Source organism: Paenibacillus sp. FSL P2-0089 (assembly GCF_038595095.1).
Classification (GTDB): Bacteria; Bacillota; Bacilli; order Paenibacillales; family Paenibacillaceae; genus Paenibacillus_AQ; species Paenibacillus_AQ silagei.
On sequence record NZ_CP152006.1, the window covers coordinates 6,109,855 to 6,132,279 of the forward strand.

Consider the following 22,425-nt stretch of genomic DNA (forward strand, 5'->3'; position numbering starts at 1 on the left):
TGCTGTTAAACCAATCTTTACCTGCTGTTTTCATCACAGACAGGGGAGCATGGCACGTAATATGATAAGCACATTATCATATGGTTGAAGGAGCAGCTTTTGCATGACGATGAAACAAGAATTCGATAATCTCATGGCGTTTGCCAAGGATTTAATCATTGAGAATCTCGGCTTTTATTATGATATCAATTATGGTTATTTCCAGCCCGAGACCCATCCGATTGTGGACTTCATCCGGCTGATAGGCAGACGTATTCAGAGCCAGCTCATGCTGATGCCCGCGCTCTACGGGGAGGTCGACCAGATGGAGCGGATGTTCTCGGACAACCTGTTCTTTGATGAATGGGCCGAGGTGACGCTGGACGGACGGAGCTTCCACTTCCTGATGCGGCAGATTGACAACAGCAGCAGAATCATCAAACTGGCACGTGACCTGGTCTTCCCCTCCCCCTGGATTCCTCGCAAGCTGCGCGACAGTCTGATCCGCATAGGTGAAGGTACCCTGAACGGAAGCTGGCGGCAGGATAAGGATCATCAGGTTACCCTCTGGCTCCCTCTTGGCATCTCCTTCGTGGAAGGCTCAGGGCATCATTCCATAACGGCGGGGATCGCCAAGGGCGAAGGGGAGCTCTACCCCACCTCGGTGTATGACATCAGCCTCATCTATGATCACGTGTATACCGACGGCAGATATTACTACAGAACGCATGACCATTCGATTATCTCCGAGGTTCATTTCGTGGAATGCGCCGCTATCTTTGAGATCGGCCGGATCATGGCGGCGCAGAAGATTATTTTCTGAGGGACGACAAACCATAATTTCCCAAACAGCAAAGAAGCCGCGAACCCGCCCAAATCGGACGGTTCACGGCTTCTTTAAGTAGTCGCTCTCGGCACGAGCTGGAACCCCAGCGGCTCCTGCTCCGCCTCTTCCCCCTTCAGCTTGCCGAGAATCAGATGCAGCGCATTCTGCGCCTGTGCGCCAATCGGATTATTAAGTGAGGTGATCCCCAGCGTATGGGCCAGCTCCGTGTTGTCGAAGCCGACAATCGCCAGTTCCTCCGGTACCTTCACCTTAAGTCTGCGGGCTTCGCTCAGCACCCCTGCCGCTACCATATCATTGGCGCAGAGGATGGCATTCGGAGGCCCGCCAGGAATCAGCAGCAGCCTGCGGATCAGCTCCTCACCCTGCCGGATGGAAAAGATCCCTGTCTGCGACCATTCCTGGTTCACCTCCAGATGATATTTGCGGGCAGCATCCTGGTACGCCTGTATCCGCCCGGAGGTATTCATACTGGCCGGCCTGCCCCAAGCATTGGCAATCCGCGTATAACCCCGTCCGATCACATGCTCAAGTCCCAGCATGTACCCGTCATATTGATTCATGGCGACACTCTGAATCTCAGGAAGCTCCATCCGCTGCCAGGAGACAATCGGCCCGTATTTGCAATAGGAGCCCAGGAGCGCCTGATCGTTAACGCAGGTGCTGATGACCAGCGCATCGACTCTTTTGCGCCGCATATCCTCGAAGGCTTGCAACTCTTTGGCCGGATCACCCCCGGAGGTATAGATAATCGTCTGATATCCGTGCCGGCTCGCAGTCTCCACGAAGCTGTTCAGAAAAGGCAGCATTACCTCGTTGATCCCCTCCGTTACCATCCCGATCTGCATCGTCTCTCCTGTGGACAAGGAGATGGCATTGCCGTTCGGCACATAGTCCAGCTCTTCCATGATCTTCAGGATGATCTCCCGCGTTGCCTGGCTCACATGGGGAGAACGATTCAGCACCCTCGATACTGTAGCTTTGGAGAATCCCGACAGTTTAGCGATTTGATCCAGATTCGACATGATGGCTCTCCTTACATAATTTTTCATCTTTATAATAATACTTGACATGTAACGCGTTACAACATTTAGCATTGAATTATAGGACCTATGAACAGCTTACCATATCTGAATCCATAACTAATAGAAGGCGGGATTATCTATGAACACTCCATTTCCTGAAGGCTTCCTGTGGGGCGGCGCAGTCGCTGCGAACCAATTGGAAGGCGCATACAACGAAGACGGCAAAGGCCTGTCCACTCAAGACGTAGCTCCGCAAGGAATAAGGGGCCCTATCACCGAGGTGCCTACCGAGGATAATATGAAGCTGGTCGGCATCGACTTTTACCACCGGTACAAAGAAGATGTTAAGCTTTTTGCCGAAATGGGCTTCAAGGTCTTCCGTACCTCCATCGCCTGGTCGCGAATCTTCCCGAACGGCGACGAGCTGGAGCCTAATGAGCAAGGTCTGCAATTCTACGATGACCTGTTCGATGAATGTCACAAATACGGCATTGAGCCGCTGGTGACCCTCTCCCACTACGAAACTCCGCTGCACTTGTCCAAGCAGTATGACGGCTGGGTGAACCGGCAACTAGTCGGCTTCTATGAACGGTATGCCAGAACGGTATTCACCCGCTACAAGGATAAAGTGAAGTACTGGCTGACCTTCAACGAGATCAACTCCATCCTGCACGAGCCATTCATGAGCGGCGGGATCTATACACCGAAGGACAAGCTGAGCAAGCAGGATCTGTACCAGGCCATTCATCACGAGCTGGTCGCAAGTGCTACAGCGGTCAAAATCGGACATGAGATCAATCCGCAGGCCCAGATCGGCTGTATGATCCTAAGCATGCCAACATATCCGCTCACGCCTAACCCGGACGATGTCATTGCGGCAATGAAGTCAGAGCATATGAATTACTTCTTCGGAGATGTGCATGCGAGAGGCGTGTACCCTGGCTATATGAAACGTTACTTCAGAGAGCACGGCATTGAGATTCACATGGAGCCTGGCGATGCGGACATTCTCAAGCATACCGTTGACTTTATCTCGTTCAGCTATTATGTGAGCATCTGCGAGACCGGAGACAGCAGCAAACGTACCCAGGAAGGCAACCTGATCGGGGGCGCACCTAATCCATACCTGAAGGCTTCCGAATGGGGCTGGCAGATTGACCCGCAGGGTCTGCGCTATGTGCTGAATATGTTCTATGACCGTTACCAGAAGCCGCTATTTATTGTGGAAAATGGACTCGGAGCCAAGGATGAGCTGATCACCGGCGAAGACGGCGTGCCAACCGTCAATGACGACTACCGGATTGAGTACCTGAATGACCATCTGGTGCAGGTGGGCGAAGCCATCGAGGACGGCGTTGAAGTCATGGGATACACCTCTTGGGGCTGTATTGACCTGGTCAGTGCGTCAACCGCTGAACTAAGTAAACGCTACGGCTTCATCTATGTAGACCGCCACGACGACAATACAGGAACCCTGGAGCGCTACCGCAAGAAATCCTTCCACTGGTACAAGGATGTTATTGCTACCAATGGACAAAGCCTGCGGCGCTCAGGCCAATAGAATAGCCAGACAATACAGGTTGTCCCGAAAAGCCATAAAAGGCTGCTTGGGACAGCCTTTTTTTCATGGAAAAAGATAGCTTCTTGCGTTCTTCATGCGCCCAGCCTGGGTTAGACTGTAGGAATGGTAGCGACAGCGGCCCATTCCGCCGGTCTTTACCTGCCCCTCCCCCCCGATAACTGAAGATATCAATTTCAGTTGAATAAGCCATTAACAAAAAGCTGGGAAGGAGCAGAGGGGAAATTTGGAACTGTAGGAGCGATAGCGACCGCCTTTGTATACGGATTTCAACCGCAAACAGCGGCTTGAATCAAGAAATCTGTATACAACAGCGGCCGAAAGTCCAAATGTTCACCGCAGCGACGAGTTTAAGCTTTGCGTTACCGTTACTGCCATTCCATCTCATATTCCATCTCATATTAATATCTTCAGTCAGCTCCTTTACCATTTTGAAACTAATTGCCCGAAAGGTTAGGATATACTAGCCACAGATGAATCCTAAGGAGCGTAACTGTAATGAACAAATATACCTTCGGCCTCAGCAGCCTCTTATTCTTAAGCCTGATCGCCTCCGGCTGTGGCACCATGAAGACACCGAGCGATCTGCTTCAAGCCCCGGCACAGGGGAATAGCGACGGCAATCTTACCGGAATCGTCAAATCCTTTCTACCGGCCAACGCGCATTTAACGGTTCCCATCCACTCGGAATCCGGCAGTGCGATTCAATTACAGGATCTGGACAAGGACGGGCAGGGGGAGCTACTGGCCTTCTACAAGACAGACAAGACCGATTACGAGATCAACACCCTTCTCCTCTCACAACAGAACGGCAAGTGGACCAAGCTGGCTAACCTTACCGGGGTGGGCAGCGAATTGAATGAAGTGTCCTTCACAGATGTTACCGGTGACGGAGCGGAGGAGCTGCTGCTCGGATACGGCGGCGGGGAGGGATTGAGCAAAGAGCTGGCGGTCTACAGCCTAAACGGCGGCAAGCTGACCGAGCTGCTTAAGCAGCCTTACGACCAGTTGGTCCTTGGCGACCTGACCGGGAGCGGGCATACCGACATTGCCTTGCTTCAGAGTACCTACACCACAGATAACCTACGCGAGACCCATCTCCTGTTGCTCCGGCTCAAGGACGGTACGCTGCAGACCTTATCTGACCAGAAGCTCGATGGTAATGTCATCGAAGCCCAGTTCGGCAAGGCGTCCCCTACCCGGGAAGCAATCGTCATCGATGCCGCCATTGGCGCACATGCTTCCTATACTTCACTGCTAACTTGGGAAAAAGACAGGTTTACTGATATACTGGCAACAGATGATTATCAGCGTACTGCGCTCGCTGCAAGCAAGGATCTGGTGCTGTCTCCGCCAGCCGTCTCTCCTGACCTGCTTGGCAGCAGCAGTATTGCAATTAAGGACTACCCGCAGTCCAGCCTGGATGTGAATAATGACGGGATCTTGGAATTCGGCTTCCTGGTGCCGCCAGCCGGTACGGAGAGCATGGCTCCCTTGGCGACCCCATTCATCACCAAATATTATCAGTGGGACGGACAGACCGGCCTGACCTTCGTGCAGGAGCAGTTCGACCGCTGGGGCTTCAACTTCCGTATTCCCAAGTCCTGGGCGGGCCAGACCCTGCTGGAGGTTCCGGGAGAATCACCCCAGCCCTGGGAGAAGCTCCAGTTCAGCTACAAGAATACCGGGTCTGCTGTGAAGGCTCCGCTGCTGGAGCTTCGCCTGCTGACGAAGAAGGCCTGGGCTGCCGCAGAGGTCCAGCTGAAGGCTGAGAATAGAGAGTATAAGCTGCTGTATGAGCAGGGGAACTCTAACAATGACACGGAGCCTACCCTATTCGTTGCCGTAATGCCCGCAGCGGATGCCGCCGGCAAGCTGCAGGGGGCCGATCTGCAGAATTATAATCAGCTGAAGCTGACATTAGATGAAGTCGTTCAGCTGGCCGGCACACCTCAGAAGCCCCGGCAATAAGAAGGAGAGCTGTTCATGAAAGTGCTGATACTGGAAGATGAGAAGCCTATCCGTGATCTGCTGTGTATCAACCTTAAGCGGGCAGGCTTCGAGATCGCGGAGGCTTCTACCGGTGAAGAGGCGCTGCGCATTGCAAGAGAACAGAGGGATTTTGACATCGCGATTCTCGACCTGATGCTGCCCGGACTCAGCGGGTTCGAGGTGTGCACCCTTCTGCGGACACACTTCCCCCGGCTGGGAATCATTATGCTCACCGCCAAAAGCCAGGAAATCGACAAGGTCATGGGCCTGGAATCCGGCGCAGACGACTATGTGGTCAAGCCCTTCAGTCCGGTGGAGCTGGTCGCCCGGGTGCGCTCGCTCTACCGCCGGATGTATCCGGGAGAAGTGCTGCCGCAGGAGAATCTTATCGAGCTGCCGCCTTTTACACTATTGCTGGATGAACGGAAATTATTGAAGGACGGGCAGGATATCCCGCTGACCCCAACCGAGTTTATGATCGTTAAGCTGCTGATGGAACAGCCGAACAAGGCCATGAACCGGGATGATATTTTGACAGCCGTATGGGGGCAGTACTTCATGGGGGATCTTAAAATTGTAGATGTGAATATCAGCCGAATCCGCCAGAAGATCGGACAGGAGTCCTCCGGGCCGCAGTTCCTCGAGACCGTGTGGGGATTCGGATATATTTGGAGGGGCTAATTGTGCTGAAGGGAATCAGGTCCAGACTTATCGTCTATATTACCCTTGTGCTGCTCCTGATCGTGCTGCTGCTGGAGGGAGTGTTCATCGCTGCTGTCCACTATTATTATCTGGGCAGTGCGATGGAGACATTGAATACAAGGGCCACGACTTCAGCGACCTTTTTCAATAAGTATCTGGAGAGTTATAGCTTGAATGAGCGGGCGCGTTATATTCTGGAGAATCTCTCCCCTGAGGAGAGCAGTAAGGTGGAAGTGCTGAGTCCAGCTGGGCACGTGGTCATTAATTCCTTCGGCTTCTCCAGTACAGAGCAGGTGAGTACCCCTGATGTGAGAGCAGCTCTGACCAGCGGCAAAGGAAGCTTTCAGAGCATCAAGCCAGTGAACGGGGAACGAATTATGGCGGTCTCTATCGCGCTGAAGGAGTCGGGGAGCACAATCGGCTTGCTGCGGTACTCGGTCTCGGCAGAGCCTTTATATCATGTTATTATCCGGATCGCACTCAATGCAGCCGTCATCGGGCTACTCGTCATTGGATTCGGCTTCATGCTCAGCCTGATTATCGCCAAACGGATCGTAGGGCCGATCCAGCAGCTGACCGGGGTCGCCAAGGAAATGGCCACCGGTAATTTTGCCGTCCGGGCAGCGAGGCGCTATGACGATGAAGTCGGCACCCTTGCGGTAACGCTGAATTATATGTCGGAGGAAATTCTCAAGAGTGAGAAGCTCAAATATGATTTCATCTCCTCCGTCACCCATGAGCTGCGGACCCCGCTTACCTCCATCAAAGGCTGGGGGGAAACGCTGCTGGTCGGTGATTTATCAGATAGGCAGGAGATCCTGCAGGGGCTTGAGGTCATGACCGGGGAGACAGACCGGCTGATCGGACTGGTGGAGGATCTGCTCGACTTCTCCAAATTTCAGGCCGGAGAGATCCGCATTGTGCGCCAGCCGTATGATCTCAGAGGCCTGCTGGAGGATCTGCTGCTGCAGTTCAGATACCGGGGGCAGACGAAGCAGATCCGCCTCTACGCCGACCTTCCCGATCAGCCGCTGCCGGTGGACGGTGATTTTAACCGGTTGAAGCAGGTGTTTGTCAATTTGCTGGATAATGCGTTCAAGTTCACCCCTGCGGAGGGTGAGATCCGCCTTACCGCAGTGCTCGAAGGCGAACGGATAATCGTCACCGTGGCTGACAACGGCGAAGGCATCGAGGCCGCGGATCTGACGCAGCTTGGCACCAAATTCTTCAAAGGCCGCTCCCGTCAGTCCGGCAGCGGCCTGGGCCTCGCCATCTGCAAAGAAATTATCGAGCTGCATGACGGGCGTCTGCGGATCGAGAGTGAGTTCACCAAAGGAACCTCGGTAATTGTTGAGCTGCCGCGCTACGAGGTGGAGCAGCATTTTGCATCACCAGTGCAGCTCTAGCTCTGTATCCCCCTGTGCTTCTATAACTCTACCCGGGCTTGTCCGCTCCCGTGCGCGATTTCCACAACTGGCTTAGTCTCTATAGAGACATTACCGGCCACGGCTCTGGAGATCATACAGGAGGCTTCAGCCTTATGTGCCAGCCGCTCTGCCATCTTCAGCTGCGCCGGTGTCGCACCAGCCTGGAGCACAATGCTAGGCTTGTGCACGATCTTTTCGTACGTGAACACATTATTCGTGACATCTACTGTCGCTTCAGACGCCAGGGTCAGGGCCTCTGGAACAATCTCCGAACGCTCCAGCATTGCGGCCAAAGTAATCAGGTAACAGGTCGCTGCTGCACCCAGCAGCATCTCATCCGGGTTCGTGCCGGTTCCCGGCCCGCCCATCTCCTGCGGAATCGATATAACCGTCCGCAGTCCGCCCGCATCAATATGCCCTTCGCTGTTCCGCCCTCCATTCCATACCGCCTTCAGGTGAAAAGGATGCTTCATCTCACTCCGTCCTTTCTTTTCTGCTTAGCTGATTTTACAGCCATCTCTACACTTCTACTGCAACTTAATCTCGTCAAAAAGCCCCGTCTGCTGATCAGGCTGATCCAGGTATGCAGTCTCATTCGCTGGACAGCTTCCGCCCAGGTACGTAGCAAAAAGCGCCTCTACCTGGGCCATAGTGACCGGCTTTGCGGAATCCTGTAATTCATATCCGAGCTGGCCGTTAGGCTCAATCGTCGCTGTTTTGACATCGCTGAGCCTGGAGATCCCCTGTCCCCGCAGGCTCATCTCCAGCTCATCGACGGTTAATCTAAGCTTCCTCAGATTCTTAGGCTGAAGCTGTCCCTCCGCAATAACAATAACCGCAGGCCCCTTAATTAGCCGCTCAAAAGCATTCCACCGTACCTGCAGCCATTCCACTATAATTAACACTATGATGAATACGGCTGCTGCAACTATAGTAATCAGAATACTATGATCGGCGATCGGCTGCACAATAATCGTCCCAATTGAGATCATGGCGATCGTCGTAGGAATCGTCATCTGCGAGATCGATTTGCGGCCGGCTAGCCGCAGCACCAGCATCCCGACAATGATCAGCACCAGCGCCTTCCAGATTTCGCTCCAGATTTCATTCATCGCTCCGTCTCCTTTTGACAGTAGATAGGCTAGCTTTTGTCTTACAGGAGGCGAATATGCATATCTAGAGAATCGGAGCCCGGCACACGCCCGCCGGAATCCCCAACCGGTTGTAATGCTGCTTGATGTTGACAAGCGCATGCCCGCTGAACACCTGCGCCACTATGTCCTCCAAAGGTCCAGCCTCCACCTGCTCCTTCCGCAGCAGACGCTCCACCGCGCTCTTGATCTCCAAGGGGTATAGATTTCCCGCCACACTGGAGAGGCCATTGCAAGGGCCTGCGGCGAAATTCTCCACAAGCCTCATATCCCCTGCTGCAAAAAGAATGAACCCCTCCGGATACTCCACTCCCACATGCCGCTGCAAATCGCCTGTTTCCTTGTAGCCGACAATATTCGGATGGCGCAGGATTAACGTGTACAGCGACTCCGGGGTCAGATCAAATCCGGTCCGGCCGGGATTATTATACAGCGCTACGGGCTTGCTCGTATGACTAAGCAGTTCCTCCACATAAGCAACCGCCTGTTGCTGCGTAGGCCGGATATACGGGGGAAATCCGATCAGCAGCACATCCATCACTGATGTCTCCACCGCCTGCACCAGCCGGACAGCATCACGGGTTCTTATCGCGGACACGCCGAAGATCAGCTCCATCCCCGGAGAACGCTTTTGATTGAAATATTCAATAATTTCTAATCTTTCCTCAATACTCAGCGAATGCTGCTCGCCAGTACTTCCTGAGATCAGCAGGGATTCGATGCCGTTTTGCTGCTGGTAAGCCACGATAGGCGCAAATCCGTCAGTATTCAGACCCTCATCCCCATGAAAAGGCGTTGGAATCGCCACATTTAATCTTTTCATCCCCTCACCCCTTTCTGTCTTCTCTCTAATGTAACAAAAAATCCCGATGAATCAAGAGAGACTTGATCATCAGGATAAATTCAGTTCTATAGCAACACGGCTTCCCGCTTACTTAGCCTTACCGGCAGGCTCATAGATCAGACAACGCAGTTGTTTACCCGGATAGCGGAATTCCGCATTATATTTGCTGCCATCTTCCAGTAATACATCCACGGCCACCATCCCGCGTTTATTGTTTACCTCAGTGCCCGTCAGATACGCCTTCACTATCTTTCTTTTCTCTCCCTGCTTGTCCTTTACAATCCGGGTAGCTTCCTTTACCCAGCTGTCATCCTTCTTCATGGCAGCCGCAGCTGCCGCGTCGATAGGGGTTCTTTTCATCACAGAGTTAAAAGCTGTCGTATCAACCACCACCCCGGTGTCAGGATCGATCTGCACACTATATTGCCAGTATTCCTGACCTTGTCCAAGCAGAGTAAGCGACTTATATGGTTCAGAGTGAACCGACCAAAATGAAGGTATGCCATAACCCGGTTCCACCAGCATAACATTTGTTTTCAGCTTGGAGACATCGGCATCGAACAGCTTGCGCACACTTTCAGCCGCCCGTGCCTGTACTTCAGCCTTGCTGAATTTCTGCGGTACGGCAACGGCCGGAGCAGTGATATTACGTTTGGATGCCACAAGATTAACCCGGTAGGACCAGTCAATCATTTGCAGCAGCTCTTCATCCGTCCAGGTGCGCTCCGGTTGATGATACGTATTGGTCTTTATATCGAGATACAATTCTCCTTGACCCGCCTCTAGCGGCAGAGGCTTCTGCGGCCGCACACCATCATACACATACTTATCCTCCAGCACCCGCCTGCGGTTGATCTCCGCATCGCTCATCGCCCGGCCTGAAATATGGGGATCGCCTGGGAGCTCTAGATAGTAGTAGATTTGCTGAATTTGTTCCTCTGTCATCTGCTTAATCAGATCATCATTCACGGTAGATACCGGCACGGGTGCCTCGACCTTCAGCACAGGAACAGCACTTCCTGCCGGACTTGCCTTAGCACTAACCGGAGTTGCCGTACTGTACTTTGCGATGACTGCTGAGTTCGCCAGACTGGGGACAAGGAGTCCGCTGAATGCGAACATACCGCTTGAGCATAGGACAACTGCCATCGTAACAGACCACTTTTTCTTGTTCAATTGTATTACCTCCATCGGGATTCAGGATATTAACTCTATCCATAGCTTAATCCCGGGATATTATAGAGTAGAAGTGCAGTTGTTATGGAGTTGTAAAATAGCTTCACAAAGTGGAGCTTAAAAAAAGCCGGATGCTCGTCCCCTCACCAGGAGCAGATTGCAGCTCAACTCTGCCCTGATGCGCTTCGGCAATCTGGCGGCATAGAGAGAGACCGAGACCTGCGTTGCCATAGGCCCGTGAACGGGATTGGTCTACACGGTAGAACGGCTCAAATGCCCGCCTGCTCTGCTCTTCTGTCATTCCACTCCCGCTGTCCTGTACTTCAAGTACCCCTTCTCCGTCCTGCTGATAGGCCAGCAAGCGGATTGTGCTGCCTGGCGGGGACGCAGGAATGGCATTCTCAATCAGATTCACCAGAAAAGCTGCCAGCAGATCCGCATCTCCCCATACGGCAGGAATGGTGCTATCCAGCTCCAGCCGTAATCCGTTATCTGTTACCCTCTGCTGCTCGGTCTGGGCCACAGTGTCGAATAGCGAAGCCACATCTACCTCTGCCAACACCAGCGGCTGATGCCGCAGAACGGACAGATCCAACAGTTTAAAAGCTAGATTCTTCAACCTCACCGTCTCGCTGAGAATATAGCGCCCCGCTTTGACCTGATCCTCCTGATCTATGTTAGCCGTGGTCAGCAGCTCCGCAAATCCCTGCATACTGGTCAGTGGTGTCCGCAGCTCATGAGCTAGATTATCGACCATCCGCTGTTTATCCTCAGCCATGCCTGCGAGATCGCTCATCCGCTGCTCTATCACAGTAGCCATCTTGTTAAAGTTGAAGGCCAGTTCCCCGAATTCATCCCTGCTGTTCAGCTCCACACGATTGGAATAGTCGCCTTCGGCAATCGTCTTCGTCGTCTCCGATAACAGCTTGAGCGGCTTGGTCAGATTCCGGATCAGAAGGTAGAGCAGTACCACAAGAAGCGGCCCTACAATCCAGTTAATCATCACAAAAAAACGGTTAAGCTCCTCCTGCTGAGCGTACAGCCCGCTGATATCGCGCTTGTATACCAGTTCCAAATGTTGATAGGGAGCCGGGAGCGGCATCGCTAACGTCATGATATGTTCTTCCTGTGCTGCACGCGTCTCCTCCTGACCGGGACTCACCCCGTCCTCAATGGGATACAGCAGCCGACCATTCTCACGTAGTTCCAATCCTATTCCCTGTTTGCGGTAATGCTGACCATAAGATTGAGTCACGCTTACCAGCAGTTCAGGGTTGAGCGACATCCCTCTGAACCGATTGGATTCCAGATTCTCATATATACTGTTTGTAATCAGCAGTTGCTCGCTGGCCGCGCGTTTACGCTCACTCGCCATGTTCAGCTGCCAGCTTTTTTTCAACACCATCACGACACTCACATCAAGGGCCGCTATAAACAGCACCAGGACAGCAAGAAGAATCTTATGCCAGAACCGCATGGCTAGACCTGAACTTCCAGCCGGTAGCCCAGCTTGAACACGGTTTTGATCCGTTCTTCCCAGCCCAGCTTTTTGCGCAGCTGCCGGATATGTACATCCACAGTACGGGTATCACCCGCATAATCATAACCCCATGCCAGCTCCAGCAGCTTCTCTCTGGAAAGAGCAATATTCCGGTTACGGATCAGCACTTCAAGCAGCTCGAATTCTCTGGCCGTCAGATCCACCAGCAGCTGATCCACCCACACCTGACGCTCCGTGAACCGGACTTCAACCCCATCACATACAAAAGCAGAGGCGGCCTGCTCATTCCTCCGCAGCACAACATTAATCCGGGCCAGCAGCTCCAGAATCTCAAAAGGCTTAATAATATAATCATCCGCACCCAGCTCGAAGCCCCTGATCCGGTCAGAGAGTGCACCCCGGGCCGTAATCAGAATCACCGGAATCCGTAGTGGCGCAATCTGCTCCATCACCCCGAACCCGTCCAGTCCGGGAAGCATGACATCCAGCAAGATTAGATCCGCACGCTCCTTCTCCAGCATGTCCGCTACCTCCGAGCCGCTATAGGCTTTGGCATACGTATGTCCCACCAGCTTAAGATTCATCGTTATTAAATCATTAATCGCCTGTTCATCCTCAACAACAAGTATATGAGCCATCTGTCGAATATCCTCCTAACTCTGTAGCCACAGAATACCCTTTCATAGGTAACCTAATCTTAATCATACCAGATTCCAAAGCATCCATAACCTATAAGCCGAACCTGACCTTACACAACCGCCTGCCAAAAAATCCTGACAAATCAAGAACTGCTTGATCGTCAGGACTAGTTTGTTCATTGAACATAAGCTTCCCGCTTATTTCCACTTATCGGCAGGCTCATAAATGAGGCAACGCAAAATCATACTCGGATAGCGAAATTCCGCATTATATTTGCTGCCGTCTTCTAATAACACATCTACCGCAACCATTCCACGTTTGTTGTTCACTTCAGTATCGGTCAGATAGGCCTTTACGATCTTCCTTTGCTCTCCTTGCTTGTCCTTAACAATCCGTATAGCTTCCTTGATCCAGCTAGGATCCTTTTGGACTGATTTAGCCGCAGCCTCATCAATAGGCGTTCTTATCGCTGCCAAATTAACTGCTGTCGTATCCACTACCACTCCGGTTTCTGTATCGATAATCACATGGTAATTCCATACCTCCTGTCCTTGTCCCCGCATGGTCCGCTCCTTGTAGGGAGAAAAATACACCCACCATTGGGAAGGAAAGCCATATTCCGCTTTTCTCAGATTAGTTGCCATTTGCATCTTAGACACATCGGCATCGTAGAGCTTACGCACACTTTCAACCGCACGCATGATGAATTTAGATTCGCTGTACTTTTGAGGAAGAACAGGTTTTTCCGGAAAGCGTAGAGAGGCTGCAGACGCCTGGCGATAGTTCCAGTCTATAAGCTGCAGCAGTTCTTCATCGGTCCAAGTTCTATCTGGAACGTAGAGCGTATTGGTCTTTAGATCCAGATATAAATCTCCTTGTCCCGCCTCGAAGGGCAGGGGCTTCTGAGGCCGAAGGCCATCATACTCATACTGATCTTCCAGCACCCATTGACGCTTAGTTCGAAGGTTAAGCTCAGATTCGGTTTGATCCTGGCCGCCAACTACCGTGGGCTCAGGTGCTTTACTCAGAGAATCATAAATTTGCTCCATTAGCTCCTTGTTCATATTCTTCCGCAGGTAATCATCGACAGTAGATACTGGCACAGGTGCCGCTACTTTCAATACAGGAACTGTACTCTCCGGCAGTGTCAGTCTGAGATCATTCTGTGCTGCTGCGCTGCCTTTGGTGACAACAGCAGAGTTCACTAAGTTCGGGACGACAACAGCACTGATGGCGAATAACCCTCCTGCACATAACAGGACTGCTATAGAAGCAGACCACTTCTTCTTATTCAACGGGATAACCTCCACAGGAGTATAGTATTTTCTCTACCATTACCCTACTCTCAACATGTTATAAAGTAGAGTGACAGTTGTTATGGAGTTGTAAAAAGAGACCCTCGCCCGGAATAGAACAAACTTACCCTGCGGGTGAAGAATGCTGGTACCTCAACGCCTTCTGGTAGAATACATCCAGCCCATAGGCTATTTTCTCTCTCATCGGCCGCTTGTAAGGAGCAGCAATGTTGCACTTTTTACAGGAATTCTTTAAAAAAGTTACGGGCTACGCTACATTGTTGCATTATTTGCACAAATTTCGGTGGTTAGAGCAAGTTAGCGCTGAATTTGTTGCATTTCGTGCAGGATTTCAGCATAGACCGCTTCTACGGGGCAGCATTGTTGCACTTCTTGCAGGATTTCTTTATAAATGTTACTGGCTGTGAAGAATGGGACCCATCCCTCGGCGCAGCAGCACCTATTGTGTTCAGATTTCCTAAAAATACAAAAAGACCACTGTCGAGTAATCAACAGTGGTCTTGTGTGCTTGGCAACGTCCTACTCTCCCAGGACCCTTCGGTCCAAGTACCATCGGCGCTGGAGGGCTTAACGGTCGTGTTCGGGATGGGTACGTGTGGAACCCCTCCGCTATCGCCACCAAACGGGCATTTGAATATCAAATGCTATTATTCAGGTCTCAGCATCGCCAAATGCTGAAAACAAATCTTCTTTACAGAGCTACTTGAGCTCCATAAATTACAATTTGATTCCTGAAAACTGAATCCGAAACGAATCTGCGAATTATTTTTTGGATAAGCCCTCGACCGATTAGTATTGGTCAGCTCCATGCATTGCTGCACTTCCACCTCCAACCTATCTACCTCGTCGTCTTCAAGGGGTCTTACATACTGGGAAATCTCATCTTGAGGGGGCTTCACGCTTAGATGCTTTCAGCGCTTATCCCGTCCGTACGTAGCTACTCAGCCATGCTCCTGGCGGAACAACTGATGCACCAGCGGTACGTCCATCCCGGTCCTCTCGTACTAAGGACAGCTCCTCTCAAATTTCCTGCGCCCACGACAGATAGGGACCGAACTGTCTCACGACGTTCTGAACCCAGCTCGCGTACCGCTTTAATGGGCGAACAGCCCAACCCTTGGGACCTACTTCAGCCCCAGGATGCGATGAGCCGACATCGAGGTGCCAAACCTCCCCGTCGATGTGGACTCTTGGGGGAGATAAGCCTGTTATCCCCAGGGTAGCTTTTATCCGTTGAGCGATGGCCCTTCCATGCGGTACCACCGGATCACTAAGTCCGACTTTCGTCCCTGCTCGACTTGTAGGTCTCGCAGTCAAGCTCCCTTATGCCTTTGCACTCTGCGAATGATTTCCAACCATTCTGAGGGAACCTTTGAACGCCTCCGTTACTCTTTAGGAGGCGACCGCCCCAGTCAAACTGCCCGCCTGACACGGTCCCCGTACCCGATGAGGGCACTAGGTTAGAACCTAGATACGATCAGGGTGGTATCCCAACGGCGCCTCCGCAGAAGCTTGCGCTCCTGCCTCCACGGCTCCCACCTATCCTGTACAGATCGTACCCAAATTCAATATCAAGCTGCAGTAAAGCTCCATGGGGTCTTTCCGTCTTGTCGCGGGTAACCTGCATCTTCACAGGTATTAAAATTTCACCGGATCTCTCGTTGAGACAGCGCCCAAGTCGTTACGCCATTCGTGCGGGTCAGAATTTACCTGACAAGGAATTTCGCTACCTTAGGACCGTTATAGTTACGGCCGCCGTTTACTGGGGCTTCGGTTCACAGCTTCGGATTGCTCCTAACCGCTCCCCTTAACCTTCCAGCACCGGGCAGGCGTCAGCCCGTATACTTCGCCTTGCGGCTTCGCACAGACCTGTGTTTTTGCTAAACAGTCGCTTGGGCCTTTTCACTGCGGCCCCCTCGGGCTATTCACCCTACCGAGGCACCCCTTCTCCCGAAGTTACGGGGTCATTTTGCCGAGTTCCTTAACGAGAGTTCTTCCGCGCGCCTTAGAATTCTCTTCTCGCCTACCTGTGTCGGTTTGCGGTACGGGCACCTTCTCCTGGCTAGAGGCTTTTCTTGGCAGTGTGAGATCATGACCTTCGCTACTATAATTTTCGCTCCCCATCACAGCCCAGCCTTAACGATGTGCGGATTTGCCTGCACACCAGCCTCACTGCTTAGACGGACATCCATCAGTCCGCGTCACTACCCTCCTGCGTCACCCCATCGCTCATAGCGGATTACGGTGGTACAGTAATTTCAAACTGTTGTCCTTCGACTACGCCTGTCGGCCTCGCCTTAGGTCCCGACTTACCCTGAGCGGACGAGCCTTCCTCAGGAAACCTTGGGCTTTCGGCGGATCAGATTCTCACTGATCTTTTCGTTACTCATACCGGCATTCTCACTTGTGTAGTGTCCAGCGCTCCTTACGGTACACCTTCAACCCCTACACAACGCTCCCCTACCCCAGATGCAAAGCATCTAGCCATAGCTTCGGTGGTGTGTTTAGCCCCGTTACATTTTCGGCGCAGAGTCACTCGACCAGTGAGCTATTACGCACTCTTTCAATGGTGGCTGCTTCTAAGCCAACATCCTGGTTGTCTGTGCAACTCCACATCCTTTCCCACTTAACACACACTTGGGGACCTTAGCTGATGGTCTGGGCTGTTTCCCTTTTGACAATGGATCTTAGCACTCACTGTCTGACTCCCGGCAAGAAGTAAATGGCATTCGGAGTTTGACTGAGCTTGGTAACCCTTGCGGGCCCCGCACCCAATCAGTGCTCTACCTCCACCACTCCATTCACCGAGGCTAGCCCTAAAGCTATTTCGGGGAGAACCAGCTATCTCCGAGTTCGATTGGAATTTCTCCGCTACCCCCACCTCATCCCCGCATTTTTCAACATGCGTGGGTTCGGGCCTCCAGTGCGTGTTACCGCACCTTCACCCTGGACAGGGGTAGATCACACGGTTTCGGGTCTACGTCCACATACTTAGTCGCCCTATTCAGACTCGCTTTCGCTGCGGCTCCGGCTTCTCACCTTAACCTTGCATGTTAAACGTAACTCGCCGGTTCATTCTACAAAAGGCACGCCATCACCCATAAAGAGGGCTCTGACTTTTTGTAAGCACACGGTTTCAGGTTCTATTTCACTCCCCTTCCGGGGTGCTTTTCACCTTTCCCTCACGGTACTGTTTCACTATCGGTCGCCAGGTAGTATTTAGCCTTAGCAGATGGTCCTGCTGGATTCATACGGGGTTTCACGTGCCCCGCACTACTCGGGATCCGTCTCGGAGAGAACACAGTTTAGGCTACAGGGCTTTTACCTCTATCGCGGGCCTTTCCAGACCTCTTCGCCTACTGAATTCCTTTGTAACTCCATGTGAGACGTCCCACAACCCCAAGAGGCAAGCCCCTTGGTTTAGGCTGTTCCGCGTTCGCTCGCCGCTACTGACGGAATCACTATTGTTTTCTCTTCCTCAGGGTACTTAGATGTTTCAGTTCCCCTGGTCTGCCTCTGCATTTCCTATGTATTCAGAAATGAGTAACTGCGAATTACCACAGCTGGGTTTCCCCATTCGGACACCCCCGGATCAAAGCTTGCTTACAGCTCCCCGAGGCAGTTTCGTTGTTCGCCACGTCCTTCGTCGGCTCCTGGCGCCTAGGCATCCTCCGTGTGCTCTTAGTAGCTTAACCAATACGTTTTCCCTAAGGAAAATCGCTAGTATCGCCATTAATATGAAACTTGTTTACACAAGTTCAGCTTAAAGGAATGTTCTAAAACGCAAATTCGTTTCGGTATCCAGTTTTCAAGGATCAAGTTGCTGTTATTACGGGACAATCACGGCTGTGATGTTCGGAATAACAGACAGTGTTACTTGAGAGTTTGAGCTCTCAAAACTGACCAACGAGTGAGTATTCGAACCCAAGGGTTCTATTTTGGAAGCGAAGCTTCCGATTTGAATGTCTCCATTGCAGAAGACGATTCTCCATAGAAAGGAGGTGATCCAGCCGCACCTTCCGATACGGCTACCTTGTTACGACTTCACCCCAATCATCTACCCCACCTTCGGCGGCTGGCTCCCTTGCGGGTTACCCCACCGACTTCGGGTGTTGTAAACTCTCGTGGTGTGACGGGCGGTGTGTACAAGACCCGGGAACGTATTCACCGCGGCATGCTGATCCGCGATTACTAGCAATTCCGACTTCATGCAGGCGAGTTGCAGCCTGCAATCCGAACTGAGACCGGCTTTGCTGGGATTGGCTCCACCTCGCGGCTTCGCTTCCCGTTGTACCGGCCATTGTAGTACGTGTGTAGCCCAGGTCATAAGGGGCATGATGATTTGACGTCATCCCCACCTTCCTCCGGTTTGTCACCGGCAGTCACTCTAGAGTGCCCAGCTCAACCTGCTGGCAACTAAAGTCAAGGGTTGCGCTCGTTGCGGGACTTAACCCAACATCTCACGACACGAGCTGACGACAACCATGCACCACCTGTCTCAACTTTCCCCGAAGGGCACCTGATGCATCTCTGCTTCGTTAGTTGGATGTCAAGACCTGGTAAGGTTCTTCGCGTTGCTTCGAATTAAACCACATACTCCACTGCTTGTGCGGGTCCCCGTCAATTCCTTTGAGTTTCAGTCTTGCGACCGTACTCCCCAGGCGGAGTGCTTACTGTGTTAACTTCGGCACCAAGGGTATCGAAACCCCTAACACCTAGCACTCATCGTTTACGGCGTGGACTACCAGGGTATCTAATCCTGTTTGCTCCCCACGCTTTCGCGCCTCAGCGTCAGTTACAGCCCAGAAAGTCGCCTTCGCCACTGGTGTTCCTCCACATATCTACGCATTTCACCGCTACACGTGGAATTCCACTTTCCTCTTCTGTACTCAAGTCACCCAGTTTCCAGTGCGACCTCAGGTTGAGCCCAAGGTTTAAACACCAGACTTAAATAACCGCCTGCGCGCGCTTTACGCCCAATAATTCCGGACAACGCTTGCCCCCTACGTATTACCGCGGCTGCTGGCACGTAGTTAGCCGGGGCTTTCTTCTCAGGTACCGTCACTCCGGTAGCAGTTACTCTACCGGACGTTCTTCCCTGGCAACAGAGCTTTACGATCCGAAAACCTTCATCACTCACGCGGCATTGCTCCGTCAGGCTTGCGCCCATTGCGGAAGATTCCCTACTGCTGCCTCCCGTAGGAGTCTGGGCCGTGTCTCAGTCCCAGTGTGGCCGTTCACCCTCTCAGGTCGGCTACGCATCGTCGCCTTGGTGGGCCGTTACCCCACCAACTAGCTAATGCGCCGCAGGCCCATCCCCAAGCAGCAGATTGCTCCGCCTTTCATTCTTCTCTCAGGAGAAAAAAGAAATTATCCGGTATTAGCTACCGTTTCCGGTAGTTATCCCAGGCTTGAGGGCAGGTTGCCTACGTGTTACTCACCCGTCCGCCGCTAAGTTTGAAAGGAAGCAAGCTTCCTCTCAAACTCCGCTCGACTTGCATGTATTAGGCATGCCGCCAGCGTTCGTCCTGAGCCAGGATCAAACTCTCCAAATTGGTATTTAGAAAGAGCGATTGCTCATTTTGAAACATCTGACGAGATTTTACATTCTCATTTTTGGATCTCACCGAAGTGATTTCCCACTCACTCGTTGTTCAGTTTTCAAAGATCAAGCTCGTTGTCAGTGTCGATTAGCTCGTCACCAGCAACTTTTATAATATAACATGGATCAGACAACTATGCAACTATTATTTCAAAAGTTCTTGCTGAAGCAATACCATCAGCTCTTCCGCAGTATCCCAAACCAGAGGACGTATCTCCTGAAGATGGATCCTTAATGTATCTGCCTCATCGCCTCTGACCGTCCAGATTACCGGAATGTTCAGCCCAAGCGCATAGCCCGCTGCCAGATACACCTCAGATGACTGGCCTGTGAGGTCCGCAATAACCAGCTTGCTGTCCGCCACAGGCTCCAGCGAATTCGCAGCTTCGTTCTTGCTGGCAAGCAAACGGGGAAAATAGCCCAACTGCTCGATTTTGGCCCACAGCTTGTCCTGCCACTCCGCCTGCAGCTTCTCATCATCCGGCAGAAGAACGGTGCATTGCTGTAAGGTCCGGCCTCCTGAAGTAGCCACTGCTTCTTCCCACCCCAGAGAGGTCAATGTGAAGTTCATACCTTCCCGGACTAACAGATTCTCACCTTGCAGCCTGTCAATAATATAGACCAGCTCCTGCAGATTGGGAGAGTATGTCAGATTGTAGCTGCGGGACAGGGGATGAATCACTACGGGCTCCCTGGGGCCACTACAATGCCTATATAGATACTGCAACAGCCGGCCTCCTTTATCCTCAGCCGTTACCGGAATACCCGGGGCATTCACAATATCCTCCAGATCGCCGAACGCAAGGATCACCTTCTCGCCACAATCCGTCTTTTCGCGGATATAACCTGAGATCAGATGCAGCATGTCCCGCTTCTGCTGGAACGAGAGCGCAAGAATTGATTCATAGCTGTCTCTAATCAGGCCGTAGCTTCCGCCAGGAGAGCAGGAGCAGTCAATATACTGATCGTACTCACCGTCTGCTGTAATGCGGACAATCTGATCGCAGAATGCACAATGTTTCTTTTGCATAATCATCACCTCTTCAGAATAGCAGTCCCCCTACCTTACCAAGAATGTATTGAAAAGTGGACCGGAAATTCCTTCCTCCCCGACAGCTTGACATGCCTGATTTCGGAATTATGCCAAGGAGATTGCCGAAGCGGAGCATGCGGAGTTCACCACATTTTAATTAAACTGCCAGCAGCTCAAGCTTAGATTACCATACTGATAACTCCGGTGAAGCAGCTGCGCATTACGCCCCGGGTCTCCCGCTCCCATAGCGATGAGCAGCGGAATAAAGTGCTCACTCGTCGGGACCGCCATCTCCGCATAAGGAGCAAGCTCCTCGTATTGAAACAGCGCTTCTGTATCCCATGCTTCTACCTTCTCCTGAATCCAGCGATCAAACTGCTCGGCCCACCCGTTGATCTCATCCGAACTCCAGTTCAATCTCCGCAGATTATGAACGGTTCCCCCGCTGGCGATAATCAGCACATCCTGTTCACGCAGCGCCGCCAGCGCCTTGCCGATCTCATACTGCTGCTCATTAGGCAAATCACGATTCACAGACATCGCCACAACCGGAATATCCGCTTCCGGGTAGAGCAGCTTCAGCACAGCCCATGCGCCGTGGTCGAGCCCTCTTTGTTCATCCCTGACATTCTTCACACCACCCGCGGTCAAAAGCTTCTGAATCTGCTCCACGAGAGCCGGATCACCATGTGCGGGATACGTCATCTGGTACAGCTCGTCCTGGAATCCGCCAAAGTCATAAATGGTATCATACGTTGCCGCCGCGCCCACTGACTGCACGGGTTCCTCCCAATGCGCTGAGAAGAGAACGATGGCTTTCGGTTTGGGCATATGGTCCTTGAACTCTTTTAACAGCTTGGTGTAGGCATTATCTTCAAGAACGATAGATGGGGCTCCGTGTGCAAAAAAATAGGAAGGCATCATAGTCAATCACTCCTTATTAATGGTTAATCCGGCATCCTGCTTGAGCCATTGCAAGAAATCACGCTGGTTCTCTTCAGTTACGCCATGGTCGGACGGATAGAGTCTGAAGGTCAACCGTTCGGTTTGCCCCTCCAGATAGGCGGCAGTCTCATGTCCAATGCGCACCGGGAACACCGAATCGTATTCACCATGTGAAGCGAAGACAGACACGTTCTTAAGGCTGCGGAGGTTATACTCCATTTTCACAAATTCAGGAATATATCCATTCAGTGCTACAATCCCCTTCAGCTGATCTCCCATCGTAAGCGCAAGCGTCATAGACAGAATGGCCCCTTGGCTGAAGCCGAGCAAATAACGTTTGTCCGGATCGATCGGATACTGCTGCGTTGCATAGTGAATGAAGGTCTCAAGATCGCTGACAGCTTGGTCAAACATCTCGCGGATAGGGTTGCCCAGGCTTTTCAAATCATAATATTGATACCCCATACCCAGTGGCAGATTCCCGCGAACCCCGATAATAATGAACTCCTTAGCCAGCGGGGCCACCAGACCGAACATATTGCGCTCATCAGAGCCTTTGCCGTGAAAAGTAAAGATCACCGGGTATTTCCTGCCCTGCTCCAGCCCATCCGGTAGGTGAACATCATATGAATACTTAGGATTCATCTTATTTTCCTCCATAACTGAAGAT

Annotated in this window: 16 protein-coding genes and 3 rRNA genes; 5 read left to right on the forward strand and 14 right to left on the reverse strand. The window is 52.1% G+C overall.

The features are described from left to right. The first annotated feature begins 103 nt into the window (after nt 1-103). Nucleotides 104-802, forward strand: a complete 699-nt coding sequence (locus NST69_RS25665) for a DUF6710 family protein (RefSeq protein ID WP_342547478.1) — start codon at nt 104-106, stop codon at nt 800-802. A 74-nt stretch (nt 803-876) separates the two neighbouring features. Here NST69_RS25665 and NST69_RS25670 read toward each other — a convergent pair whose 3' ends face one another. Next, the gene (locus NST69_RS25670; protein WP_342547479.1) at nt 877-1,848 is read right to left on the reverse strand and encodes a LacI family DNA-binding transcriptional regulator; all 972 of its coding nucleotides are present in this window, start codon (nt 1,846-1,848) and stop codon (nt 877-879) included. A 139-nt stretch (nt 1,849-1,987) separates the two neighbouring features. Here NST69_RS25670 and NST69_RS25675 point away from each other — a divergent pair, with 139 nt between their 5' ends. From NST69_RS25675 to NST69_RS25690, 4 genes are all read left to right on the forward strand, one after another. After that, nucleotides 1,988-3,409, forward strand: coding sequence for a glycoside hydrolase family 1 protein (locus NST69_RS25675; RefSeq protein ID WP_339251059.1), 1,422 nt, complete (start codon nt 1,988-1,990; stop codon nt 3,407-3,409). 516 nt (nt 3,410-3,925) lie between these two features. Continuing rightward, nucleotides 3,926-5,398: a hypothetical protein gene (locus tag NST69_RS25680; protein WP_342547480.1), complete on the forward strand. Its 1,473-nt coding sequence runs from the start codon at nt 3,926-3,928 to the stop codon at nt 5,396-5,398. A 15-nt stretch (nt 5,399-5,413) separates the two neighbouring features. Further along, entirely contained in the window at nt 5,414-6,100 is a 687-nt protein-coding gene (locus tag NST69_RS25685) for a response regulator transcription factor (RefSeq protein WP_209879141.1), read from the forward strand. A gap of 2 nt (nt 6,101-6,102) precedes the next feature. Continuing rightward, nucleotides 6,103-7,527 (forward strand): HAMP domain-containing sensor histidine kinase, encoded by a 1,425-nt coding sequence (locus tag NST69_RS25690; RefSeq protein ID WP_340980289.1) that lies wholly within the window; start codon nt 6,103-6,105, stop codon nt 7,525-7,527. A 20-nt stretch (nt 7,528-7,547) separates the two neighbouring features. Here the strand turns inward: NST69_RS25690 and NST69_RS25695 are convergent, their stop codons facing one another. From NST69_RS25695 to NST69_RS25755, 13 genes are all read right to left on the reverse strand, one after another. Continuing rightward, nucleotides 7,548-8,021 (reverse strand): OsmC family protein, encoded by a 474-nt coding sequence (locus NST69_RS25695; protein ID WP_076085265.1) that lies wholly within the window; start codon nt 8,019-8,021, stop codon nt 7,548-7,550. 54 nt (nt 8,022-8,075) lie between these two features. Then, nucleotides 8,076-8,660, reverse strand: coding sequence for a DUF421 domain-containing protein (locus NST69_RS25700; protein WP_209879144.1), 585 nt, complete (start codon nt 8,658-8,660; stop codon nt 8,076-8,078). 64 nt (nt 8,661-8,724) lie between these two features. Beyond that, entirely contained in the window at nt 8,725-9,522 is a 798-nt protein-coding gene (locus NST69_RS25705; RefSeq protein WP_342547481.1) for a dihydrodipicolinate synthase family protein, read from the reverse strand. A gap of 108 nt (nt 9,523-9,630) precedes the next feature. Then, a complete protein-coding gene (locus tag NST69_RS25710; RefSeq protein WP_342547482.1) occupies nt 9,631-10,719 on the reverse strand; it encodes a hypothetical protein in 1,089 nt (362 codons plus the stop codon). A 103-nt stretch (nt 10,720-10,822) separates the two neighbouring features. After that, nucleotides 10,823-12,196, reverse strand: a complete 1,374-nt coding sequence (locus NST69_RS25715) for a HAMP domain-containing sensor histidine kinase (RefSeq protein WP_342547483.1) — start codon at nt 12,194-12,196, stop codon at nt 10,823-10,825. A gap of 2 nt (nt 12,197-12,198) precedes the next feature. Continuing rightward, complete coding sequence (locus tag NST69_RS25720; protein WP_342547484.1) at nt 12,199-12,858, reverse strand: response regulator transcription factor; 660 nt, start codon at nt 12,856-12,858, stop codon at nt 12,199-12,201. Between the two features lie 198 nt (nt 12,859-13,056). Beyond that, entirely contained in the window at nt 13,057-14,154 is a 1,098-nt protein-coding gene (locus NST69_RS25725; RefSeq protein WP_342547485.1) for a hypothetical protein, read from the reverse strand. A 527-nt stretch (nt 14,155-14,681) separates the two neighbouring features. Further along, a 5S ribosomal RNA gene (rrf, locus tag NST69_RS25730) occupies nt 14,682-14,798 on the reverse strand. 146 nt (nt 14,799-14,944) lie between these two features. Next, nucleotides 14,945-17,870, reverse strand: a 23S ribosomal RNA gene (locus NST69_RS25735). Between the two features lie 299 nt (nt 17,871-18,169). Further along, a 16S ribosomal RNA gene (locus NST69_RS25740) occupies nt 18,170-19,730 on the reverse strand. Together the 16S, 23S and 5S rRNA genes form the textbook arrangement of a ribosomal RNA operon. Before the next feature lie 192 nt (nt 19,731-19,922). Then, nucleotides 19,923-20,807: a hypothetical protein gene (locus NST69_RS25745; protein WP_342547486.1), complete on the reverse strand. Its 885-nt coding sequence runs from the start codon at nt 20,805-20,807 to the stop codon at nt 19,923-19,925. 156 nt (nt 20,808-20,963) lie between these two features. Beyond that, nucleotides 20,964-21,734: a class III extradiol ring-cleavage dioxygenase gene (locus NST69_RS25750; protein WP_342547487.1), complete on the reverse strand. Its 771-nt coding sequence runs from the start codon at nt 21,732-21,734 to the stop codon at nt 20,964-20,966. 6 nt (nt 21,735-21,740) lie between these two features. Beyond that, entirely contained in the window at nt 21,741-22,400 is a 660-nt protein-coding gene (locus NST69_RS25755) for an alpha/beta hydrolase-fold protein (protein ID WP_342547488.1), read from the reverse strand. Nucleotides 22,401-22,425: the final 25 nt, after the last annotated feature.